Raw genomic sequence first — 16,014 nt, 5'->3', positions numbered from 1 at the left:
CGCTGGCCCGCGAGCCGCGGGGTGGTTCAGGCCGACAGCGGCGCCCGCTGAGCCCGGTGAGCGCGGTAGCTCCCGGCCAGATTGCTCGTGAGGATGTCGCGGACGAGATTGGCGTCGGGGTGGTCGTCGTGCTCGATCGCGGCGAGCACGTCTTCGATCTCGGCAGGGGAGGAATACACCGCCAGTTGGCGCTCCAAGTCGCGGCGCGCGATCGCGGCCTCGCGTCGGGCGCGGAACTCGGTGATCAGGGTCTTGGCGCTCATGTTTCCAGTGTGGGAGCGAGTCATTAATACGTCCAATGTCGGGCTCTCATTTCGGCCATGCAATATCGTCATCGATGTGGACACTGACTCCCTTCGCTGGTTCCAGCTGGTCGCCGACGGGATGACGGTCACCGAGGTCGCGCAGACGTATGCCGTGAGCCAGCCCGGCGTCTCCCGTGCCCTCGCGCGGTTGGAAGAGCAGGTGGGCACCCCCCTTCTGCGGCGCTCGGGTCGGCTGCTGCGCCTCACTCAGGCGGGGGCCGCGTTCAAGCGCCACGTCGACTCGCTGGTCAACGACCTGGACGACGGCCTCGCCGCCGTCGAGCAGGTGCTCGACCCGGAGACCGGCCTGGTCAGCCTCGGCTTCCCGATGAGCCTCGGCACGTGGTTCGTGCCCAATGTCATTCGGGATTTCGCCCGGGTGCGCCCGCGGGCACGCTTTGCGTTGCAGCGCACCTCCGTTGGCGAGCCGGGGGCTCCGTCGAAGTTGCTCGTCGCCGGGGATATCGACCTGGAGATCACGACCTCGCGCGTCTTTCATGCCGATTTGGAGTGGCGCCGGGTCGCCATCGAGCCACTGCTGCTCTGTGTCGCCCGGGATCACCGTCTCGCGGAGTCCACGTCGGTTGATCTGGCCGACGTGGCGGGGGAGCCGTTCATCATGCGGCGAGCGCCGTCCGGGATGCGGGAGACGGTGCTGGAGCTGTGTGCCGCCGCCGGATTCACGCCGTCAATCGCCTTCGAGGTCGACGACCTGCCCACGGTGCGCGGCTTCGTCGGGGCGGGTCTCGGGGTGGCGGTGGTCCCGGCACTGGGCCGGCGGGTGCCGACGGGTCTCGGACCGGTGCGGTTCGTCCCGTTGACCGACACCGGCGCCCAGCGCGACATCGGATTGGCCTGGTTGACCGAGCGCCGGTTGCTGCCGATCGCCGAGGCCTTCCGCGCCTTCATCCTCGGCGGCGGGCGCGGCTCGCGCGCCCGGAGTGCCGCGCATTGACGAGGCCGGGGGAGCGGCGCGGCAGACGCCCGGGGATGGCGCGGCATACGAAGTCGAATAGCGGACAACGGTGCGCTGCATCACGCCGTGTCGTCGCCGGGTATGCGGGGCAGCGCTTGGCAGGATGGGTCTGAATCCGTGTCCCGCCGGCCACTTTGCTGAGCGGCGAACCCGAAAGGCCACCGCCGTGCCCCCACGCACCCGCGCCAAGGGCGCCACCGTGATCGCCGTCGCCAACCAGAAGGGCGGGGTGGCCAAGACCACCTCCGTCGCTTCGCTGGGGGCCGCCTTCGCCGAACTCGGCAAGCGCGTCCTGCTGGTCGACCTCGATCCGCAGGCGTGCCTCACCTTCAGCCTGGGCGTCGATCCCGAGGGTGTCGAGGGATCCATGCACGATGTGTTGACCGGCCGCCTGCCGCTCGCCGACATCTTGTTGGAGTGCGCGGACGGGGTCGACCTCGCGCCGAGCTCGATCGACCTCGCCGGGACCGAGGCCGTGTTGCTCGCCCGACCTGGGCGGGAGTTCATCCTGGGCAATGCTTTGGCGGAGCAGGCGAAGAACTACGACATCATCCTGCTCGACTGTTCCCCCAGCCTGGGGGTGCTGACGTTGGGGGCGCTCACCGCGGCATCCGGCCTGATCATCCCGATGCCGTGCGAGATGCTCGGGCATCGAGGAGTGGGGCAACTGCTCGACACCGTGCGCGACGTCAAGAAGATCCTCAACAAGAAGCTCACCGTGCTCGGGGTGCTGCCCACGATGTTCGACTCGCGTAGCGGACACCAACAGGAGGTGCTCGCCGATGTGGGAGAGCGCTATGGGTTGCCGGTGCTGACGCCGCCGATCCCGCGCACGGTTCGCTTCGCCGAGGCTCCCGCGGTCGGTCGCTCGATCCTGGAGACGGCCCGCAAGAGCAAGGGCGCGGCCGCCTATCGCGCGGTGGCCAAGGACGTGCTCACCCGCATCTGATCGGGGTCACGACATAGGCTCGGACGTATGCCGCACACCGCCCCCGCCCTGTCCCTCCCCTCCGCCGGTGCTCCCTTCGAGGCCGTCGCCTTGGAGCGCCGCGATCTGCGCGACGACGACGTGCTGATCGATGTCGCCTTCGCCGGCATCTGCCACTCCGACATCCACACCGGTCGTGACGAGTGGGGCGCTGCGCACTACCCGCTGACCCCCGGCCACGAGATCGCCGGCACAGTTGCCGCCGTCGGGTCGGCTGTGACGCGCCACAAGGTCGGTGACCGGGTCGGGGTTGGCTGCTTGGTCGACTCGTGCACCGAGTGTGAGAACTGCAAGAACGGCCAGGAGATGTTCTGCACCAAGCCGTCGGTGGGGACGTATAACTCCAAGGGGTATGACGGGGAGTGGACGGCGGGTGGCTATGCCCAGCAGGTCGTAGTGACCGAACGCATGGTCGTCTCCATCCCGGAGGGACTGGAGTTGGATGTCGCCGCGCCGCTGCTGTGTGCCGGCATCACGACATACAGCCCGTTGAAGCGCTGGGGTGCCGGGCCCGGTCGCCGGGTCGCCGTCATCGGGGTGGGCGGTCTCGGGCACATGGCCGTCAAGATCGCGGCGGCGATGGGCGCCGAGGTGACCACCTTGTCCCGCTCGGACGCCAAGGCCGCCGACGCCATCGAGCTCGGCGCCTCCCGCCACATCGCGACCTCCGACGCGGCCGCGATGAAGGCGGCGCGCGCGTCCTTCGACCTGATCATCAACACCGTGAGCGCCGATTTGGACATGGCGCAGTACCTCCGGCTGTTGCGTGCCAACGGGGTCCTGGCGAATGTGGGTCTGCCGAACGAGCCCTACTCGGTGCCGCCGTTCGCGCTGATCGGGGGCAACAAGGTGCTGACCGGCAGCAATATCGGCGGTATCGCCGAGACCCAGGAGATGCTCGACTTCTGCGCCGAGCACGGTCTCGGCTCGACGATCGAACTGCTCGACGCGAGCGACCCGGCCGCCGTGGACGCGGCCTGGGACCGGGTGGTCGCGGGTGACGTGCGCTACCGCGTCGTGATCGACACTGCCACCATCCCCCAGGTCTGATGCGGCGCACTCCAAGGAACTGCTGCTAGCAAAGATTCCTTGGAGTGCGCTAGGCCCACCCAGCACGGGCGGGGGTGGGGCTACTCGGCGGCAGACTGGCCGGCGCGGGTGCGGCGGCGGTTGCGATTGCGGCGGAGGGAGTCGCTGCCCGAGCCTTCGCGGGACGCTCCGTCGGTGTTGTCCGACGAGGGGCCGGAGTCGCCGCCGTGGCTCTCTGCGCCTTGGGACCGGCCCCGCCCGCCCGACCGGCTGCCCGATCGGCCTGTGCCCGACCGAGTTCCGCCCGACGTGGACCCACCCGACTTGGACCCGCCCGAACGCGAACCGCCGGAGCGCTGCTTCTGCGGCCCCTCGATGTCTTCCAGCACCTCGGCGTCAAGGCCGGCGCGGGTCTGGGCGGCCTTGGGCAGCCGGCCCTTCGCTTCGCGGGGGATGCCGAGATCGGCATACAGATTGTCCGAGGAGGAATAGGTCTCGGTGGGCTCCGGTATGCCGAGGTCCAGGGCCTTGTTGATGACGCTCCACCGGGTCAGGTCTTCCCAGTCGACGAAGGTCACCGCGACACCGGTGTTGCCGGCGCGACCGGTGCGGCCGATCCGGTGCAGATAGGTCTTCTCGTCCTCCGGGCACTGGAAGTTCACGACGTGGGTGACGTTCTCGACGTCGATCCCCCGCGCGGCCACGTCCGTGGCAACGAGCACGTCGACCTTGCCATTGCGGAACGCCCGCAGCGCCTGCTCGCGCGCGCCCTGACCCAGGTCGCCGTGGATCGCGGCCGCCGCGAAGCCGCGCTCGGCCAACTCCTCGGACACCTTGGCGGCCGTCCGCTTCGTGCGGCTGAAGATGATGGTCAGGCCGCGACCCTCGGCCTGCAGGATCCGCGAGAGCATCTCGGTCTTGTCCAGCGCGTGCGCCCGGTAGACGAACTGCTCGATCGCCTTGACCGTCGCGCCCTCGTCGCCCTCCTCGTGCATGGCCCGGATATGCGTCGGCTGCGTCATATAGCGCCGCGCGAGGGCCACGACGGCACCCGGCATTGTGGCCGAGAACAGCATCGTCTGGCGGCCGGCCGGGGTGCGCGCCAACAGTTTTTCCACGTCGGGCAAGAAGCCGAGGTCGAGCATCTCGTCTGCTTCGTCGAGCACCACGATCCGGGCGTGACCCAGGTCGAGGAACTTCTGATTCGACAGGTCGATCAGCCGACCCGGCGTGCCGACGACGATGTCGACGCCCTTGCGCAGCGCCTCGATCTGCGGCTCATAAGCGCGACCGCCATACACCGTCAACACGCGTATGCCGCGCTGCTTCCCCGCGCGCTCGAGGTCGGCCGCGACCTGGATGGCGAGTTCACGGGTGGGGCACACCGCGAGTGCCTGGGGCGCGCCGGGAGCCAGGAGGGCGGCATACGCCTCATCGGTGGCGGCGACGACCCGCTGAAGCATTGGTATGCCGAACCCGAGGGTCTTGCCCGTGCCCGTCTTGGCCTGGCCGATGATGTCGTGGCCGCCGAGGGCCACGGGCAACGTCATCGCCTGAATGGGGAACGGGCTGGTGATGCCGGCATCCGCGAGGGCGGACACGATCTGCGGATGCACGCCGAAATCGGCGAAGGTCTGCTCGGTCACGAAGACTTCTCTCGATCGATGCGGTCCCGGCGTTAGGCACGAGGACCGAGTGTTGCGGAGCCGATCGGAGGTTTTCGGCGGGCGCAAAGAAGTGTGGTGCGCGCCCGAGGGAGGCTGTCGACGGGCCGACCGGGCACCGTTGGTCGTAGTGATTCTACCGTGTCCGGCTCGGCTGACTACGCTGGCCGGTTGTGACCCATCGCTTAGATGACGCGGGCTACCGCGCCGCCGTCGTCGACCTCCTCGGCCTCCTCGCCTGCGGCGAGTTGGCGGCCTTCAGTCGGCTGGCCGGGGATGCGGAGCTCGCCCCGACCATGGCGGAGCGCGCGCGGATGGCCGGGCTGGCCGTGGCGGAATACGACCACTATCGCCTGCTTTCCGACGCCTTGGTCGAGCGGGGCGCCGACCCCGAGACGGCGATGGCGACCTTCGCCGCGCACTACGCGACATTTCACGAGCGCACCCGCCCCAGCACGTGGCTCGAGGGCGTCGTCAAGGCGTATGTCGGTGACGGCATCGCCACCGACTTCTATCGGGAGGTCGCGGCATACGTCGATCCGGCGACGCGCGCGCTGATCGAGCGTGCCTTGGAGGATGAGGAGCGCACCGGCTTCCTCGTCACCGTCGCGCGTGACGCCATGCAGGCCGACCCCGTGCTCGCGGGGCGGGCCGCCTTGTGGGCGCGCCGACTCATGGGGGAGGCCCTGACCCAGGCGCAGGCGGTGGCCGTGGAGCGCGAGAGCCTCACCGAGTTGCTCGCCGGGACGTATGGCGGTCCGGGCGCCGATCTTGCCGAGCTCGGCAGGATGTTTGGTCGCCTGACCGATGCCCATGTCGAGCGGATGGCTCGCCTGGGATTCACGGCCTGACTCCGCCCTCCCGGACGTTGTGGGAGGGGGACGGGCCGAAGCCGCCCTGGGGCAGGGACAGCAAAAGGCTGGGCCCCACAGTGGGGGCCCAGCCTCGTGCGTCGGGGCGCTACCTCAGCGGTGCACCTGCTTGTTGCCGGTCACCATGCCGTAGCCGACCGTCAGGGCGGCGGCAGCGGCAATGCTGACGACCCAGCGCAGCCAGTCAACGCCATTGGTGTTTTCCGGCATGATCCAGTAGCCCACGACCGCGCCGATGATGCCCAAGATCACAGTGATCGGAGCACTGATCGACTGGCGACCGGGGAGGACAGCGCGCGCGAGCATCCCGATGATCGCACCGAAGATGATGGTTCCGATAACGGCAAGAATCACGACAGATTCCTTTCTAGTGCCCGTGGTCGGGCAGGTGGCTCGCTGCACAGGCGGTGGCCTGTATCAGCAATAACTTTGACACGTCTAGGGCTATTCCGGCCGCCTTGTCGTCTCGCATTTTCCCGTCCGTTTGGGCACGCTTGTCGACCGGCCGCAGTCCCTCTGGCCTGAGGGTTTGCGAGGCTGAGGTCTAGGCTCCGAAGCCCACCCGCGAGCGCGAGGATTCGCCGATGTCGACGAAGGCGAGCGACGCAACAGGAACGATCACGACTCGGCCGCGGGCATCCTCAAGGCGAAGCGATCCGCCATCGGCGATGGCCTGTTTCACCGCCTCTTCGACCTGCAGTCCGGAGATTTCCGGTTCGATGGTGATATCGCGGGCGGAGTTGGCAATACCGATCTTTACTTCCATGGAACCGAGGCGGCCTTTCGTGGGCAGAGTGGGCAGAAGCTTTCGCCGGTCATGAACGACCCAGAGGTCGGGGTCATTCCCCGGAGGTCGCGCTCTTGGCCGGATAGCCCCCGACTCCGCGCCAGGCGAGCTGCCCGATGACGCGCACCGCGTCCTCCTGTGACAGCGTCCCGTCGCGCAGCCAGGCGCGGGCGGCGACCTGCGCCATACCCGTCAGTCCCTGGGCAACCAAGCGCGCAAGCGGCAACGGCATGGCCGTGTCGACGACGATTCGCCGCGCGACCGCGTCGGAACACGCGGACTGGCACCACAGGATACGCTCGCGAACTGCGGCGACCTCGTTGAGATCGGACTCAAAGACGAGGCGGTATGCCGAGTCCTCCCGCGCGACGAACTCGAAGTAGGCCGCGATGCTCGCGTAGACCCGTTCCTTGTGGTCGTCCGTGCTGTCCAGGCTGCCCTCGACGAGCTCGACGAGGGTCGCCGTGTGCTGGTCGACCAGCGCGAGGTATAGTTCCAGCTTGCCGGGGAAGTGTTGGTAGAGAACGGGTTTGGAGACGCCGGCGCGCTCGGCGATGTCCTCCATCCCGGCGGCGTGGTAGCCCTTCTCTACGAAGACTTCCTGCGCGGCCTGAAGGAGCTGCGCGCGGCGCTGCATCCTCGGCAGGCGACTGCCGCGCGCGGTCTCCCGCGGTGTGGCGGCTGTCGTCATGACCCCTCCTGATGCTCGATTCGGCCTCATCCTACGCGTGGGTAGGCTGGCGAGCATGGATCCCGTCCCCTTGGCGACCGGGCCTGGCGCACCGATCGCGGAGGCGCGCTACTCCCGGCAGGCGTTGCTGCCGGGATTCGACGCGGCCGGGCAGGCGCGGCTGGCGGCCTCCCGCGTGTTGGTGATCGGGGCTGGCGGGCTCGGTTCGGTCACCGCGACCTACCTCGCGGCCGCCGGCGTGGGCACCCTCGGCATCGTCGACGACGACCTGGTCGAGGTCTCGAACCTCCACCGCCAAGTCATTCACGGCGAACGCGATCTTGGCCGGGCCAAGGTCGACTCCGCCGCCGATCGTCTCGGGCAGATCAACCCGCGCGTGCGAGTCGTGCGGCACCGCGAGCGGTTGGACGAGACGAACGCGCGAGCCCTGATCGCGGCATACGACATCGTGGTGGACGGCGCCGACAATTTCGCGACGCGCTATGTCGTCGCCGACGCCTGCGTCCTGGAGTCAACTCCATTGGTATGGGGATCCATCCTCCGATTCGACGGTCAGGCGACGGTGTGGTGGCCGCCGGCCGGACCGTGTTATCGGTGCGTCTTCCCCTCCCCGCCACCAGCCGGGAGTGTTCTCGGCTGCGCCGAGGCCGGCGTGCTCGGCTCGATGTGCGCGACCATCGGCGCCGCCTGCTCGACCGAGGCGCTCAAGCTCATCGCCGGGGTCGGGCGACCGCTGATCGGTCGCCTCCTCGTGCACAACGCCTTGGATCAGTCGTATGGGGAGATCCCCCTCCGCCCCAACCCTCGCTGTGCGCTGTGCGGATCGGAGGCGATGGTGACCACGCCAGGGGAGGGCATCCTCGCCGCGTGTGCGCCGCCCGAACCCGTCGGCGAGCGGCTCTCCCCGAGTGACCTTCAGGCTCTCTTGACCCACGACGATCTCGTGTTGGTCGACGTCCGAGAGCCCGATGAATGGGCGAGCGGAATGATCGCGGGAGCACGCGGCATACCTCTGGGGACACTGGCGACGGCGGGCCTTCCCGACGGGGACGTCGTCCTCTATTGCGCTGGGGGAGTGCGGTCTGCCGAAGGGGTTCGGATCCTGCGGAAGGCGGGCCGCGAGGCGCGGGACCTGGCCGGCGGAATTGCGGCGTGGCGCGCCGAGGGTCGAGCCGCGGAGGCTGCCCCCGGCGCGTAAACGGGGGGTTGTCGGTGGGCGGTGATGGAATCTCGATATGACCACGACCGTGCTGGATCGTCCCCTCGTCGGGACCGCTGACCCCTGGCAGCAGGTGCTGCGCCATCGCGGTCCGCTGCTGCGGGTCCTCGGCGGGCCGGGCACGGGCAAGAGCCGGTTGGCGATCGATGTGGTGGTCGACCGGGTGGAGCGCGGTGAGTTGCGGGCCGATCGGTGTCTGGTGCTGGCGCCGAGTCGCCTGGCCGCGGCGCGGATGCGGGACGCGGTGACGGCAAGATTGGGCACGACGACGCGCGAGCCGCTGGCGCGCACGGTGGCCTCACTCGGCTTCGGCATCCTGCGGCGACTGGCGATTCGTGACGATCTGCCGACTCCGGTGTTGTTGTCCGGGCCCGAGCAGGATGTCGTCTTGCGCGACCTGTTGGCGGGCCATCGGCTTGAGCCCGGCTCGGGACCAACCTGGCCTCACGAGCTCGCTGATGCGTTGGTCACCAACGGTTTTCGGGCTGAGTTGCGGGATCTGCTCATGCGCGCGGTCGAGCACGGGCTCGACGGGGCGGCACTGGCCGAGCTGGGGCGGGAGGTCGGTCGGCCGGAGTGGATTGCCGCGGGAGCGGTGCTGGAGGAATACGACCAGGTCACCGCGTTGTCGCGTCCGGGTGCCTATGACCCGGCCTGGATCGTGACGGCGGCGGCGGACGCCTTGACGGACGATCCGGACTTGATCGAGGAGGTCGCCGCACTGATCGGTCTCATCGTGGTCGACGACGCGCAGGAGCTGACGACGCCGAGCGCGCGGCTGCTCGACGTGCTGGCGCGGGCAGGAATCGACGTCCTCCTCGTGGGCGACCCCGACGCGGCGGTGCAGACATTCCGGGGGGCCGATCCGGCCTTCCTTGGCCGACAGTGGCGCTCGCTTCCGGGTGGTGCCGAGGCGCCGACGGTGCGCCTGACGCAGGGGTTCCGACTCCCAGAGACCATCGCGGGCGCGGCGGCGCGGGTGGTCGACTTGGTCGGCACGAGTGCTGGTGCGCGGCACCGAGGTGCCCCCCCGGCGCAGCCCGGGGGCGCCGTGGAGGCGCATGTCTTTCGGTCGGCGGCGGCAGAGGCGGGCTTTGTCGCCGATTGCTTCCGACGAGCCCACCTGCTCGACGGCATCCCGTGGTCGCAACTGGCTGTCGTTGTGCGCGGGCAGGCCCGGGCGGCCACGATCCGGCGGGTGCTGGCTGCCGCTCGCGTGCCGGTCGCGGAGGCGGCCAGTGTGGTCGCGCTGCGTGACGCCGAAGCCGTCCGCCCGCTGTTGACCCTGCTTCAGATTGCCCTAGCTGCCGTGCCGGACGAGCTGTCTCGCGGGTCGAAACAGTTCACTCGTGCCGCGGAAAAGGCGGCTGGTGAGCAGGAGGAGGGAGTGGACGTCTCGGCGTTGCTAACGCCGGAGGCGGCCGTCGACCTGCTCACCTCCCCCTATGGCGGGTGCGACGCGGTGACTCTTCGGCGGCTGCGTCGTGGTCTGCGTCGCGATGCGCTCGCCCGACAACCTGCTCGCCCGCGCGATCGTCGCACCCGGGCGACTCCTGCCGTTCGGCTCCGAGGCAGACGGTGCACGGCGAATCGCCGCGATGCTGAGCGCCGCCACCTCCCTCCTGCGGCGACGACCGACCGCCGGGGCCGCGGATGTTCTCTGGGCACTGTGGTCGAGCGCCAAGGTCGCTGACTCCTGGCGCGATGCCGCTCTCGCCGGCGGTCGTGCCGGGGCTCGGGCCGATCGTGACCTCGACGCCGTCCTGGAGCTGTTCGCGGCCGCCGAAACCCTGGCCGAGCGACTGCCCGGCAGTTCAGCGGCGGCCTTTGTGACCCATGTGACCGCCCAGGAGTTGGCCGCCGACTCGGTCACCGTCCGAAGCTCCACGTCCGAATGCGTCTCTGTGCTCACGCCGCACGCGGCGGCGGGCCGGGAGTGGCGTCACGTCGCGGTGGTTGGTCTGCAGGAGGGCGCCTGGCCCGACCTGCGCCTGCGGGGATCGCTGCTGGGATCGGAGCACCTCGTCGACCTTCTCGCTGGCCGTGAGCGGTCGGTGCATGCCGCGCAGACAGCGATCCGTCATGACGAGGCCCGGTTGCTGCACGTCGCGGTGACCCGGAGCCGCGAGCGGCTCATCGTCACGGCGGTGCAGAGCGATGACGAGCAACCCTCGGCCTATCTCGACGTTGTCGAACCACGACTGTCGGGCGACGCGCGTCCGTTCACCGAAGTCGAGCGGCCGCTGACTCTGGTCGGCGCGGTCGGCGCGCTGCGCCGCGAGGTGGTGACATCGCCGACTTCGATGACGTCGGAGGGCACGGGCGCGCCCAGCCGAGCGGCGCGCACTCTCGCAGTGTTGGCCGACCACGGGGTGCGCGGAGCGGCCCCCGAGACCTGGTGGGGGCTGCGGTCCCTCACCACAGCCGCTCCGCGAGTCGCGGGCGACACGCCGGTCGCGGTTTCCCCTTCGGGTCTGGTCGATTTCGGCAAGTGCCAACTGCGTTGGCTGCTGACCCGAGTGGGTGGCGACGGGCCCAGCGTCGGGGCGGCCGCGATCGGGACGCTGGTGCACGAGGTCATCGCGGACGCCGATGCGCCCGTTGACGATTCCGTCATCGGTCAGGAGACCGGAGGCGAGCCCGTGGACCGTGGGCGTTTGAGCGAGGCGCTGGATGCCCGGTGGGCCCGGCTGGGTCTCGATGGCGGCTGGCGCGAGCGTGCTAAGCGCGCCGACGCCGAGGCCATGCTCGACCGGGCCGTGACCTACTTTTCGGCAGCCAGCCAGGACGGCTGGGTGCGGGTGGGCGCGGAGGTGAGCCTGCGGCATACGCTCGGACGCGCGGAGATCCGGGGCGTCGTCGACCGAGTCGAGGCGGGCGCCGACGGACGGCTGCGGATCATCGACTTCAAGACCGGGAGCAGCAAACCCCGGCTTGATGAGGTGGCCCGGCATGCCCAGCTCGGCTGCTATCAAGTGGTCGTGGCGGGTGGCGCCTTTGGTGACGGACTGGAGTCCGCGGGGGCCGCCCTGGTTCAACTCGGCAAGGCGGGCACGGGACAGATCGCGCGCTCCGTTCAGGCACAACCACCCCTAGCCGCGGACGACGACCCGCAGTGGGCAGAGAGGCTGATCATCGAGTCGGCCGATGTCATGGCGGGGGCGCAGTTCCAGGCGCGGGTCGGCGACTCCTGCCGCACCTGCCCGGTCCGCACCAGTTGCCCCGTTGCGCCGGAGGGGGTGGTGCTGCAGTGACGATTTCCGCGCAGGACATTGCCGGGGCGTTGGGTTTGCCCCGTCCCACGGACGAGCAGGCGTCGATCATCGAGCATCCACCGACGCCGATGCTCGTGGTGGCGGGGGCGGGCTCGGGCAAGACCGAGACGATGTCGGCTCGCGTGGTGTGGCTCGTCGCCAACGGCCACGTCGAGCCCGACCGGGTGCTGGGGCTCACCTTTACGCGCAAGGCCGCCGCGGAGCTCGCCTCTCGAGTGGGTGCCCGGCTGGCTGCGCTCCGTCAGGCCGGCATCTGGTCGCCCACCAACCCGGCGGGGGCGACCGACCCGATCACCGCGTCGGCGACCGTCTCCACCTATCACGCCTACGCCGGCCGGATTGTCTCGGAGCACGCCCTGCGTCTCGGGCGGGAGCCGGAGTCGCGGCTGTTGTCGGAAGCGGCGTCCTGGCAGTTCGCCAATGAAGCGGTGGCGAGTTATGACGGTCCCTTGGAGGAGATCGGGCGGGCCGAGGCGACCATCACCAACGCCGTGGTCGACCTGTCCGCCGAGATGGCCGAGCATCTCGTCACACCCGATCGACTGGCCGAGTGGCTCGATGCCTTCGAGGCGGGGATGGCCAGGATCGAAGCCGGCGGGCGTGAGTTGTTCGCCGAGAGCAAGACCATGCGTCGCGATCTGCACGGCCGGCGGATGTTGGTGCCGGTGCTCGAAGCCTACGAGCGACTGAAAGTCGCACGCGGGGCGCTCGACTTCGCCGACCAGATGTCCCTGGCGGCTCGAGTGGCGAGCCGATTCCCCGTGGTCGGGCAGATCGAGCGAGCGCGCTTTGGCGCGGTCCTGTTGGATGAGTTCCAAGACACCTCGGTCGCCCAACTCGAACTCTTGCGCGCACTGTTCACCGAATCCGGCGGAGGCGGGCGCGCCGTCGGGGGTGGCGCCGGCGAGGAACGCGCAGGCAAGGATCGCGACGGCGGGGATGGTGTCGCTGGGGGTCGTGTCTGCGAGGGCCGTGAGGGCGCGACGGGAACTCATTGCGTGACCGCGGTGGGCGATCCCAACCAGTCGATCTACGGATGGCGCGGTGCCAGCGCCGCAACATTGGCGCAGTTCCCAGCCGCCTTCGGCGCCGCTCGCGATGCCGTTCTCCCGCTCACGCAGACCTGGCGCAACGACGCGCGCATCCTCGCGGCCGCCAACGCCGTAGCCGCCCCACTTCGCCGTGAGGCCGCTGTGCCCGTCGCCCCCCTAACCGCGGCGCCCTCCGCGGCGGCCGGCCGGATCGAGGTAGCCCGACCGGAGACGATCGAGGACGAAGCGACTCAGGTGGCTCACTGGATGGCGGCTCAACTGCGCGGCGGCGCGCGGTCTGGTGCGGTCTTGTGCCGCAAACGGAGCCAGTTCGGGCCCGTCGTGGAGGCACTGGCGCAGGCCGGTCTGCCCTACGAAGTCGTTGGCCTCGGCGGGTTGTTGACCACCCCCGAGGTCCAGGACCTTGTCGCCCTGCTCACGGTGGCCCACGATGCTGCCCGCGGGGACCGGCTCATGCGATTGCTGACCGGCCCCAAGGCTCGATTGGGGGCCGCTGACCTTGACCGGTTCTATGCCTGGGCTCGCAGCAGCCAGCAGATCCAGCCTCGCCGAGAAGCCCAGCGCCCACTTCAAACCCAGAGCCCGCCACAAACCCAGAGAGCTTCACGAACCCCGAGCGCTCCAGAAGTCCAACGTCTCAACGAAGATCAGCGTCGTCCAGCCGACTTGTCCGACGGCGCCGCCGATCGGGTCAGTCTGGTGGAGGCGCTGGTGGAACTCGATCGGCTCGTCGATTCGGCTCGGGTCGCAACGGGCATCAGTGAGGCGGGCCTGACCCGGCTGCACGAACTCGCCGAGGCCGTCGGGGCCATCCGCCGACTTAGCGGCCTGGGCCTCGCCGAACTGGTCGATGAGGCAGAGCGCGCGCTCGGTCTGGACATCGAGGTCCTGGCCCGCCCGGCCTTCGGCCCGGCCGCGGCACGCGCGCACCTCGATGCGTTCGCCGACATCGCGGCGAACTTCTCGATGAGCAGCGACCGGCCCACCCTGGGCGGCTTTCTAGCCTGGCTGGACGCCGCACTGGAGGAGGAGCGCGGCCTCGACCGCGGCAACCTTGAGGTCGCTCCCGATGCCGTGCACGTGCTGACCGTGCACGCTGCCAAAGGTTTGGAGTGGGACGCCGTCGCGGTTCCCGGCCTCGTCGAGGCGACCTTTCCCGTCCATACCGCCACGACGTCGACGTGGTCCGCCGAAGCCGAGCGGTGGGTCGTCGGGCAACCGTCGGACGGGGCGTGGACGCGGGGGATCGCCACACTGCCATACGACCTGCGCGGCGATCGGCTTGCCTTGCCAGATCTGGACTGGCGATCCGCTCCCGACGCCAAGGAGTTGGAGAACCGCCGCAAGCGGTTCCGCAGCGATGCCGGCGCCCGTGGCATCGATGAGGAGCGACGCCTGGCCTATGTTGCCCTGACCCGAGCCCGGCACCGGTTGCTGCTCACCGCCCCCGTCTGGTCCACCCAGGGGAGTCCGCGGGTCGTCTCCCGCTTTGTCACCGAGCTCTTCGATGACGTCCCGGACGCCCTGGCACGCGGCCCGTGGACGCCCGAGCCCGACCCCGAGGCGCGCAACCCGCGGCTGAGTGAGCCGATCACCGCGCTATGGCCAGTCCAGCCGGTCATTCCGACGCCGATCGCGGCTGCGGCGGCTGCCGTCAGCGGCGCTCGGACGCACACAGCCGACTCCGACCCAGGTGAGGTCCTCGGCGATCCCGAGCTTGCGGTCCTGCTTGCGGAGCGCCGTGCCCGCCAGCAGCCGACCAGCGCCGCCGCGCCGCGAGCCGCGCATCACTCGGCCGCCGACCTCGTGGCCGCGGCGACCGACCTGGAGGCGTTCCGTCTCGCCCGTCGTCGTCCGATGCCGACGCGGCCGGCCGAATCCACCCGGCAGGGCACCGCTTTCCACGCCTGGGTCGAGCGGCACTACCGTCGCGCGGCGCTGCTTGAACCCGACGACCTGCCCGGCAGCGCCGACGAGGGCGGCGCGCAGTCATTGGATGACCTGACGGCGACCTTCTTGGCCAGTCCCTGGGCCGGTCGCGAACCGCTAGAGGTCGAGTTGGCTGTCGAAACCGTCATCGGCGGGGTGGCAGTGCGCGGCCGGATCGATGCGGTCTTCCGCGACGGTGATGGCTTTGTCATTGTCGACTGGAAGTCCGGTCACGCCCCCAACGGCGCCGACGCCGATGCGAAGGCTGTCCAACTCGCGCTTTATCGGCTGGCGTATGCCCGGCTGCGGGACGTCCCACCGAGTGTCGTCCGGGCCGCGTTCTACTACGCAGCCACGGGCGAGAGCGTGTTTCCGCCCCTGCCGTCCGATGCCGAACTGGTCGAGCTCGCCGAGCATGCCAGCCGCGAGTGAGCCGACCATGACCCCCGCCCGGAACCCGTCAGCGGATCAACTCCGTGTCGCCGACGTCGTCGGCCAACTGCTCCAGCCATCCCGTCGCCTCGCGCACGCGATCTGGATAGCCCTGCGCCAGCGCGTCGAACAGATTCGTGACGTAGCCGAACTCGCCAATCACCTGGGCTCGGGTCAACAGGTGCCGGTCGGGGCGCGTGCTGCGCGCCTGAGCGTAGGCCCGTGCAATTTCTGTCGTCGTGTCCGGCTCGCAGTCGCGCACGATGGCCGCGAAGTCGTCAGCCGGGTCCGCGACCTTCGCTCGCCGCCAGCCCGTGATGCCGGTGATCTTGGGCTCCGCGTCGCGGACTTCCACGAGCAGATGGCGACCGTCGATCCCGCCGTGAATCGGGGTGGGGGCGAACTGCCAGATTGCGACATTCTCCAGGGCCTGCTCCCACCGTCCGAGCAAGGTCGGCGGGACCCGTCCGCTGGCGGCGGCCCGGTCGAGGTCGCTGAGGTGGCGGCGGCGGTAGGTGTCCGCGGCATACGTCTCCAGGCCCGCGTTCTCCAGCAACTCTGGTTCGAGGTTGTGGATCCGCGCGAGTTCGGTGCCGATCTCGGCGACCAGTGCCGAGTCCGGACCCAGCGCCTCCAGGTTGATCCCGCTTCCTGGGATGAAGCGATGCACGACGGCCCGCCCACCCTCCGGCAGCACGGCGAAGCCGGTCGGAGTCGGCAGCTTTGTGGTCAGTCGGCGACCGAGAAGTTCGGCGACCGCCGCGGCGGCGTCCAGTTCGGCCGCCCCGGCGGGGG

Annotated in this window: 14 protein-coding genes; 8 read left to right on the top strand and 6 right to left on the bottom strand. The window is 69.8% G+C overall.

Annotated elements, in window-relative coordinates:
• Nucleotides 1-26: 26 nt before the first annotated feature.
• Complete coding sequence (locus BN13_RS13540; protein WP_048547693.1) at nucleotides 27-263, bottom strand: hypothetical protein; 237 nt, start codon at nucleotides 261-263, stop codon at nucleotides 27-29.
• A gap of 76 nt (nucleotides 264-339) precedes the next feature.
• Between BN13_RS13540 and BN13_RS13535 the strand changes: the two genes are divergently transcribed.
• The 3 genes from BN13_RS13535 (at nucleotide 340) to BN13_RS13525 (ending at nucleotide 3,319) form a co-directional block, all read left to right on the top strand.
• Nucleotides 340-1,260 (top strand): LysR family transcriptional regulator, encoded by a 921-nt coding sequence (locus BN13_RS13535; RefSeq protein WP_048547690.1) that lies wholly within the window; start codon nucleotides 340-342, stop codon nucleotides 1,258-1,260.
• Between the two features lie 187 nt (nucleotides 1,261-1,447).
• Entirely contained in the window at nucleotides 1,448-2,230 is a 783-nt protein-coding gene (locus BN13_RS13530) for a ParA family protein (RefSeq protein WP_048549182.1), read from the top strand.
• A gap of 27 nt (nucleotides 2,231-2,257) precedes the next feature.
• Nucleotides 2,258-3,319, top strand: a complete 1,062-nt coding sequence (locus BN13_RS13525) for an NAD(P)-dependent alcohol dehydrogenase (RefSeq protein ID WP_048547688.1) — start codon at nucleotides 2,258-2,260, stop codon at nucleotides 3,317-3,319.
• 80 nt (nucleotides 3,320-3,399) lie between these two features.
• Here the strand turns inward: BN13_RS13525 and BN13_RS13520 are convergent, their stop codons facing one another.
• Nucleotides 3,400-4,944: a DEAD/DEAH box helicase gene (locus BN13_RS13520; RefSeq protein WP_048547686.1), complete on the bottom strand. Its 1,545-nt coding sequence runs from the start codon at nucleotides 4,942-4,944 to the stop codon at nucleotides 3,400-3,402.
• Nucleotides 4,945-5,135: 191 nt separating this feature from the next.
• Here BN13_RS13520 and BN13_RS13515 point away from each other — a divergent pair, with 191 nt between their 5' ends.
• A complete protein-coding gene (locus tag BN13_RS13515; protein WP_048547685.1) occupies nucleotides 5,136-5,813 on the top strand; it encodes a ferritin-like fold-containing protein in 678 nt (225 codons plus the stop codon).
• Nucleotides 5,814-5,927: 114 nt separating this feature from the next.
• On the opposite strand, the gene BN13_RS13510 is transcribed toward BN13_RS13515, so the two are convergent.
• The 3 genes from BN13_RS13510 to BN13_RS13500 all read right to left on the bottom strand — a co-directional run bounded on the left by BN13_RS13510 (nucleotide 5,928) and on the right by BN13_RS13500 (nucleotide 7,312).
• Nucleotides 5,928-6,188: a GlsB/YeaQ/YmgE family stress response membrane protein gene (locus BN13_RS13510; RefSeq protein ID WP_048547683.1), complete on the bottom strand. Its 261-nt coding sequence runs from the start codon at nucleotides 6,186-6,188 to the stop codon at nucleotides 5,928-5,930.
• Between the two features lie 190 nt (nucleotides 6,189-6,378).
• Nucleotides 6,379-6,600, bottom strand: coding sequence for a DUF3107 domain-containing protein (locus BN13_RS13505; protein WP_048547681.1), 222 nt, complete (start codon nucleotides 6,598-6,600; stop codon nucleotides 6,379-6,381).
• Between the two features lie 73 nt (nucleotides 6,601-6,673).
• The gene (locus tag BN13_RS13500) at nucleotides 6,674-7,312 is read right to left on the bottom strand and encodes a TetR/AcrR family transcriptional regulator (protein WP_048547680.1); all 639 of its coding nucleotides are present in this window, start codon (nucleotides 7,310-7,312) and stop codon (nucleotides 6,674-6,676) included.
• A gap of 55 nt (nucleotides 7,313-7,367) precedes the next feature.
• Here BN13_RS13500 and moeB point away from each other — a divergent pair, with 55 nt between their 5' ends.
• Genes moeB through BN13_RS13480 form a run of 4 tightly spaced genes read left to right on the top strand, consistent with a single transcriptional unit; the run spans nucleotide 7,368 to nucleotide 15,219 of the window.
• Nucleotides 7,368-8,510: a molybdopterin-synthase adenylyltransferase MoeB gene (gene moeB / locus BN13_RS13495; protein ID WP_048547678.1), complete on the top strand. Its 1,143-nt coding sequence runs from the start codon at nucleotides 7,368-7,370 to the stop codon at nucleotides 8,508-8,510.
• Between the two features lie 37 nt (nucleotides 8,511-8,547).
• On the top strand, nucleotides 8,548-10,224 hold the full coding sequence (locus tag BN13_RS20395; protein ID WP_048547676.1) for a UvrD-helicase domain-containing protein: 1,677 nt from the start codon (nucleotides 8,548-8,550) through the stop codon (nucleotides 10,222-10,224).
• On the top strand, nucleotides 10,130-11,785 hold the full coding sequence (locus BN13_RS13485; RefSeq protein WP_048547674.1) for a PD-(D/E)XK nuclease family protein: 1,656 nt from the start codon (nucleotides 10,130-10,132) through the stop codon (nucleotides 11,783-11,785). Before BN13_RS20395 ends, BN13_RS13485 begins: the two co-directional genes overlap by 95 nt.
• Nucleotides 11,782-15,219, top strand: coding sequence for an ATP-dependent helicase (locus tag BN13_RS13480; RefSeq protein ID WP_048547672.1), 3,438 nt, complete (start codon nucleotides 11,782-11,784; stop codon nucleotides 15,217-15,219). Before BN13_RS13485 ends, BN13_RS13480 begins: the two co-directional genes overlap by 4 nt.
• Nucleotides 15,220-15,247: 28 nt before the next feature.
• On the opposite strand, the gene BN13_RS13475 is transcribed toward BN13_RS13480, so the two are convergent.
• Nucleotides 15,248-16,014 (bottom strand): phosphotransferase (locus tag BN13_RS13475; protein ID WP_048547670.1); only part of this gene is annotated, 767 nt, incomplete at its 5' end.

The organism is Nostocoides jenkinsii Ben 74, from assembly GCF_001046875.1.
In the GTDB taxonomy this organism is placed as follows: domain Bacteria; phylum Actinomycetota; class Actinomycetes; order Actinomycetales; family Dermatophilaceae; genus Nostocoides_A; species Nostocoides_A jenkinsii.
This window is presented reverse-complemented; position numbering and strand designations above follow the sequence as displayed.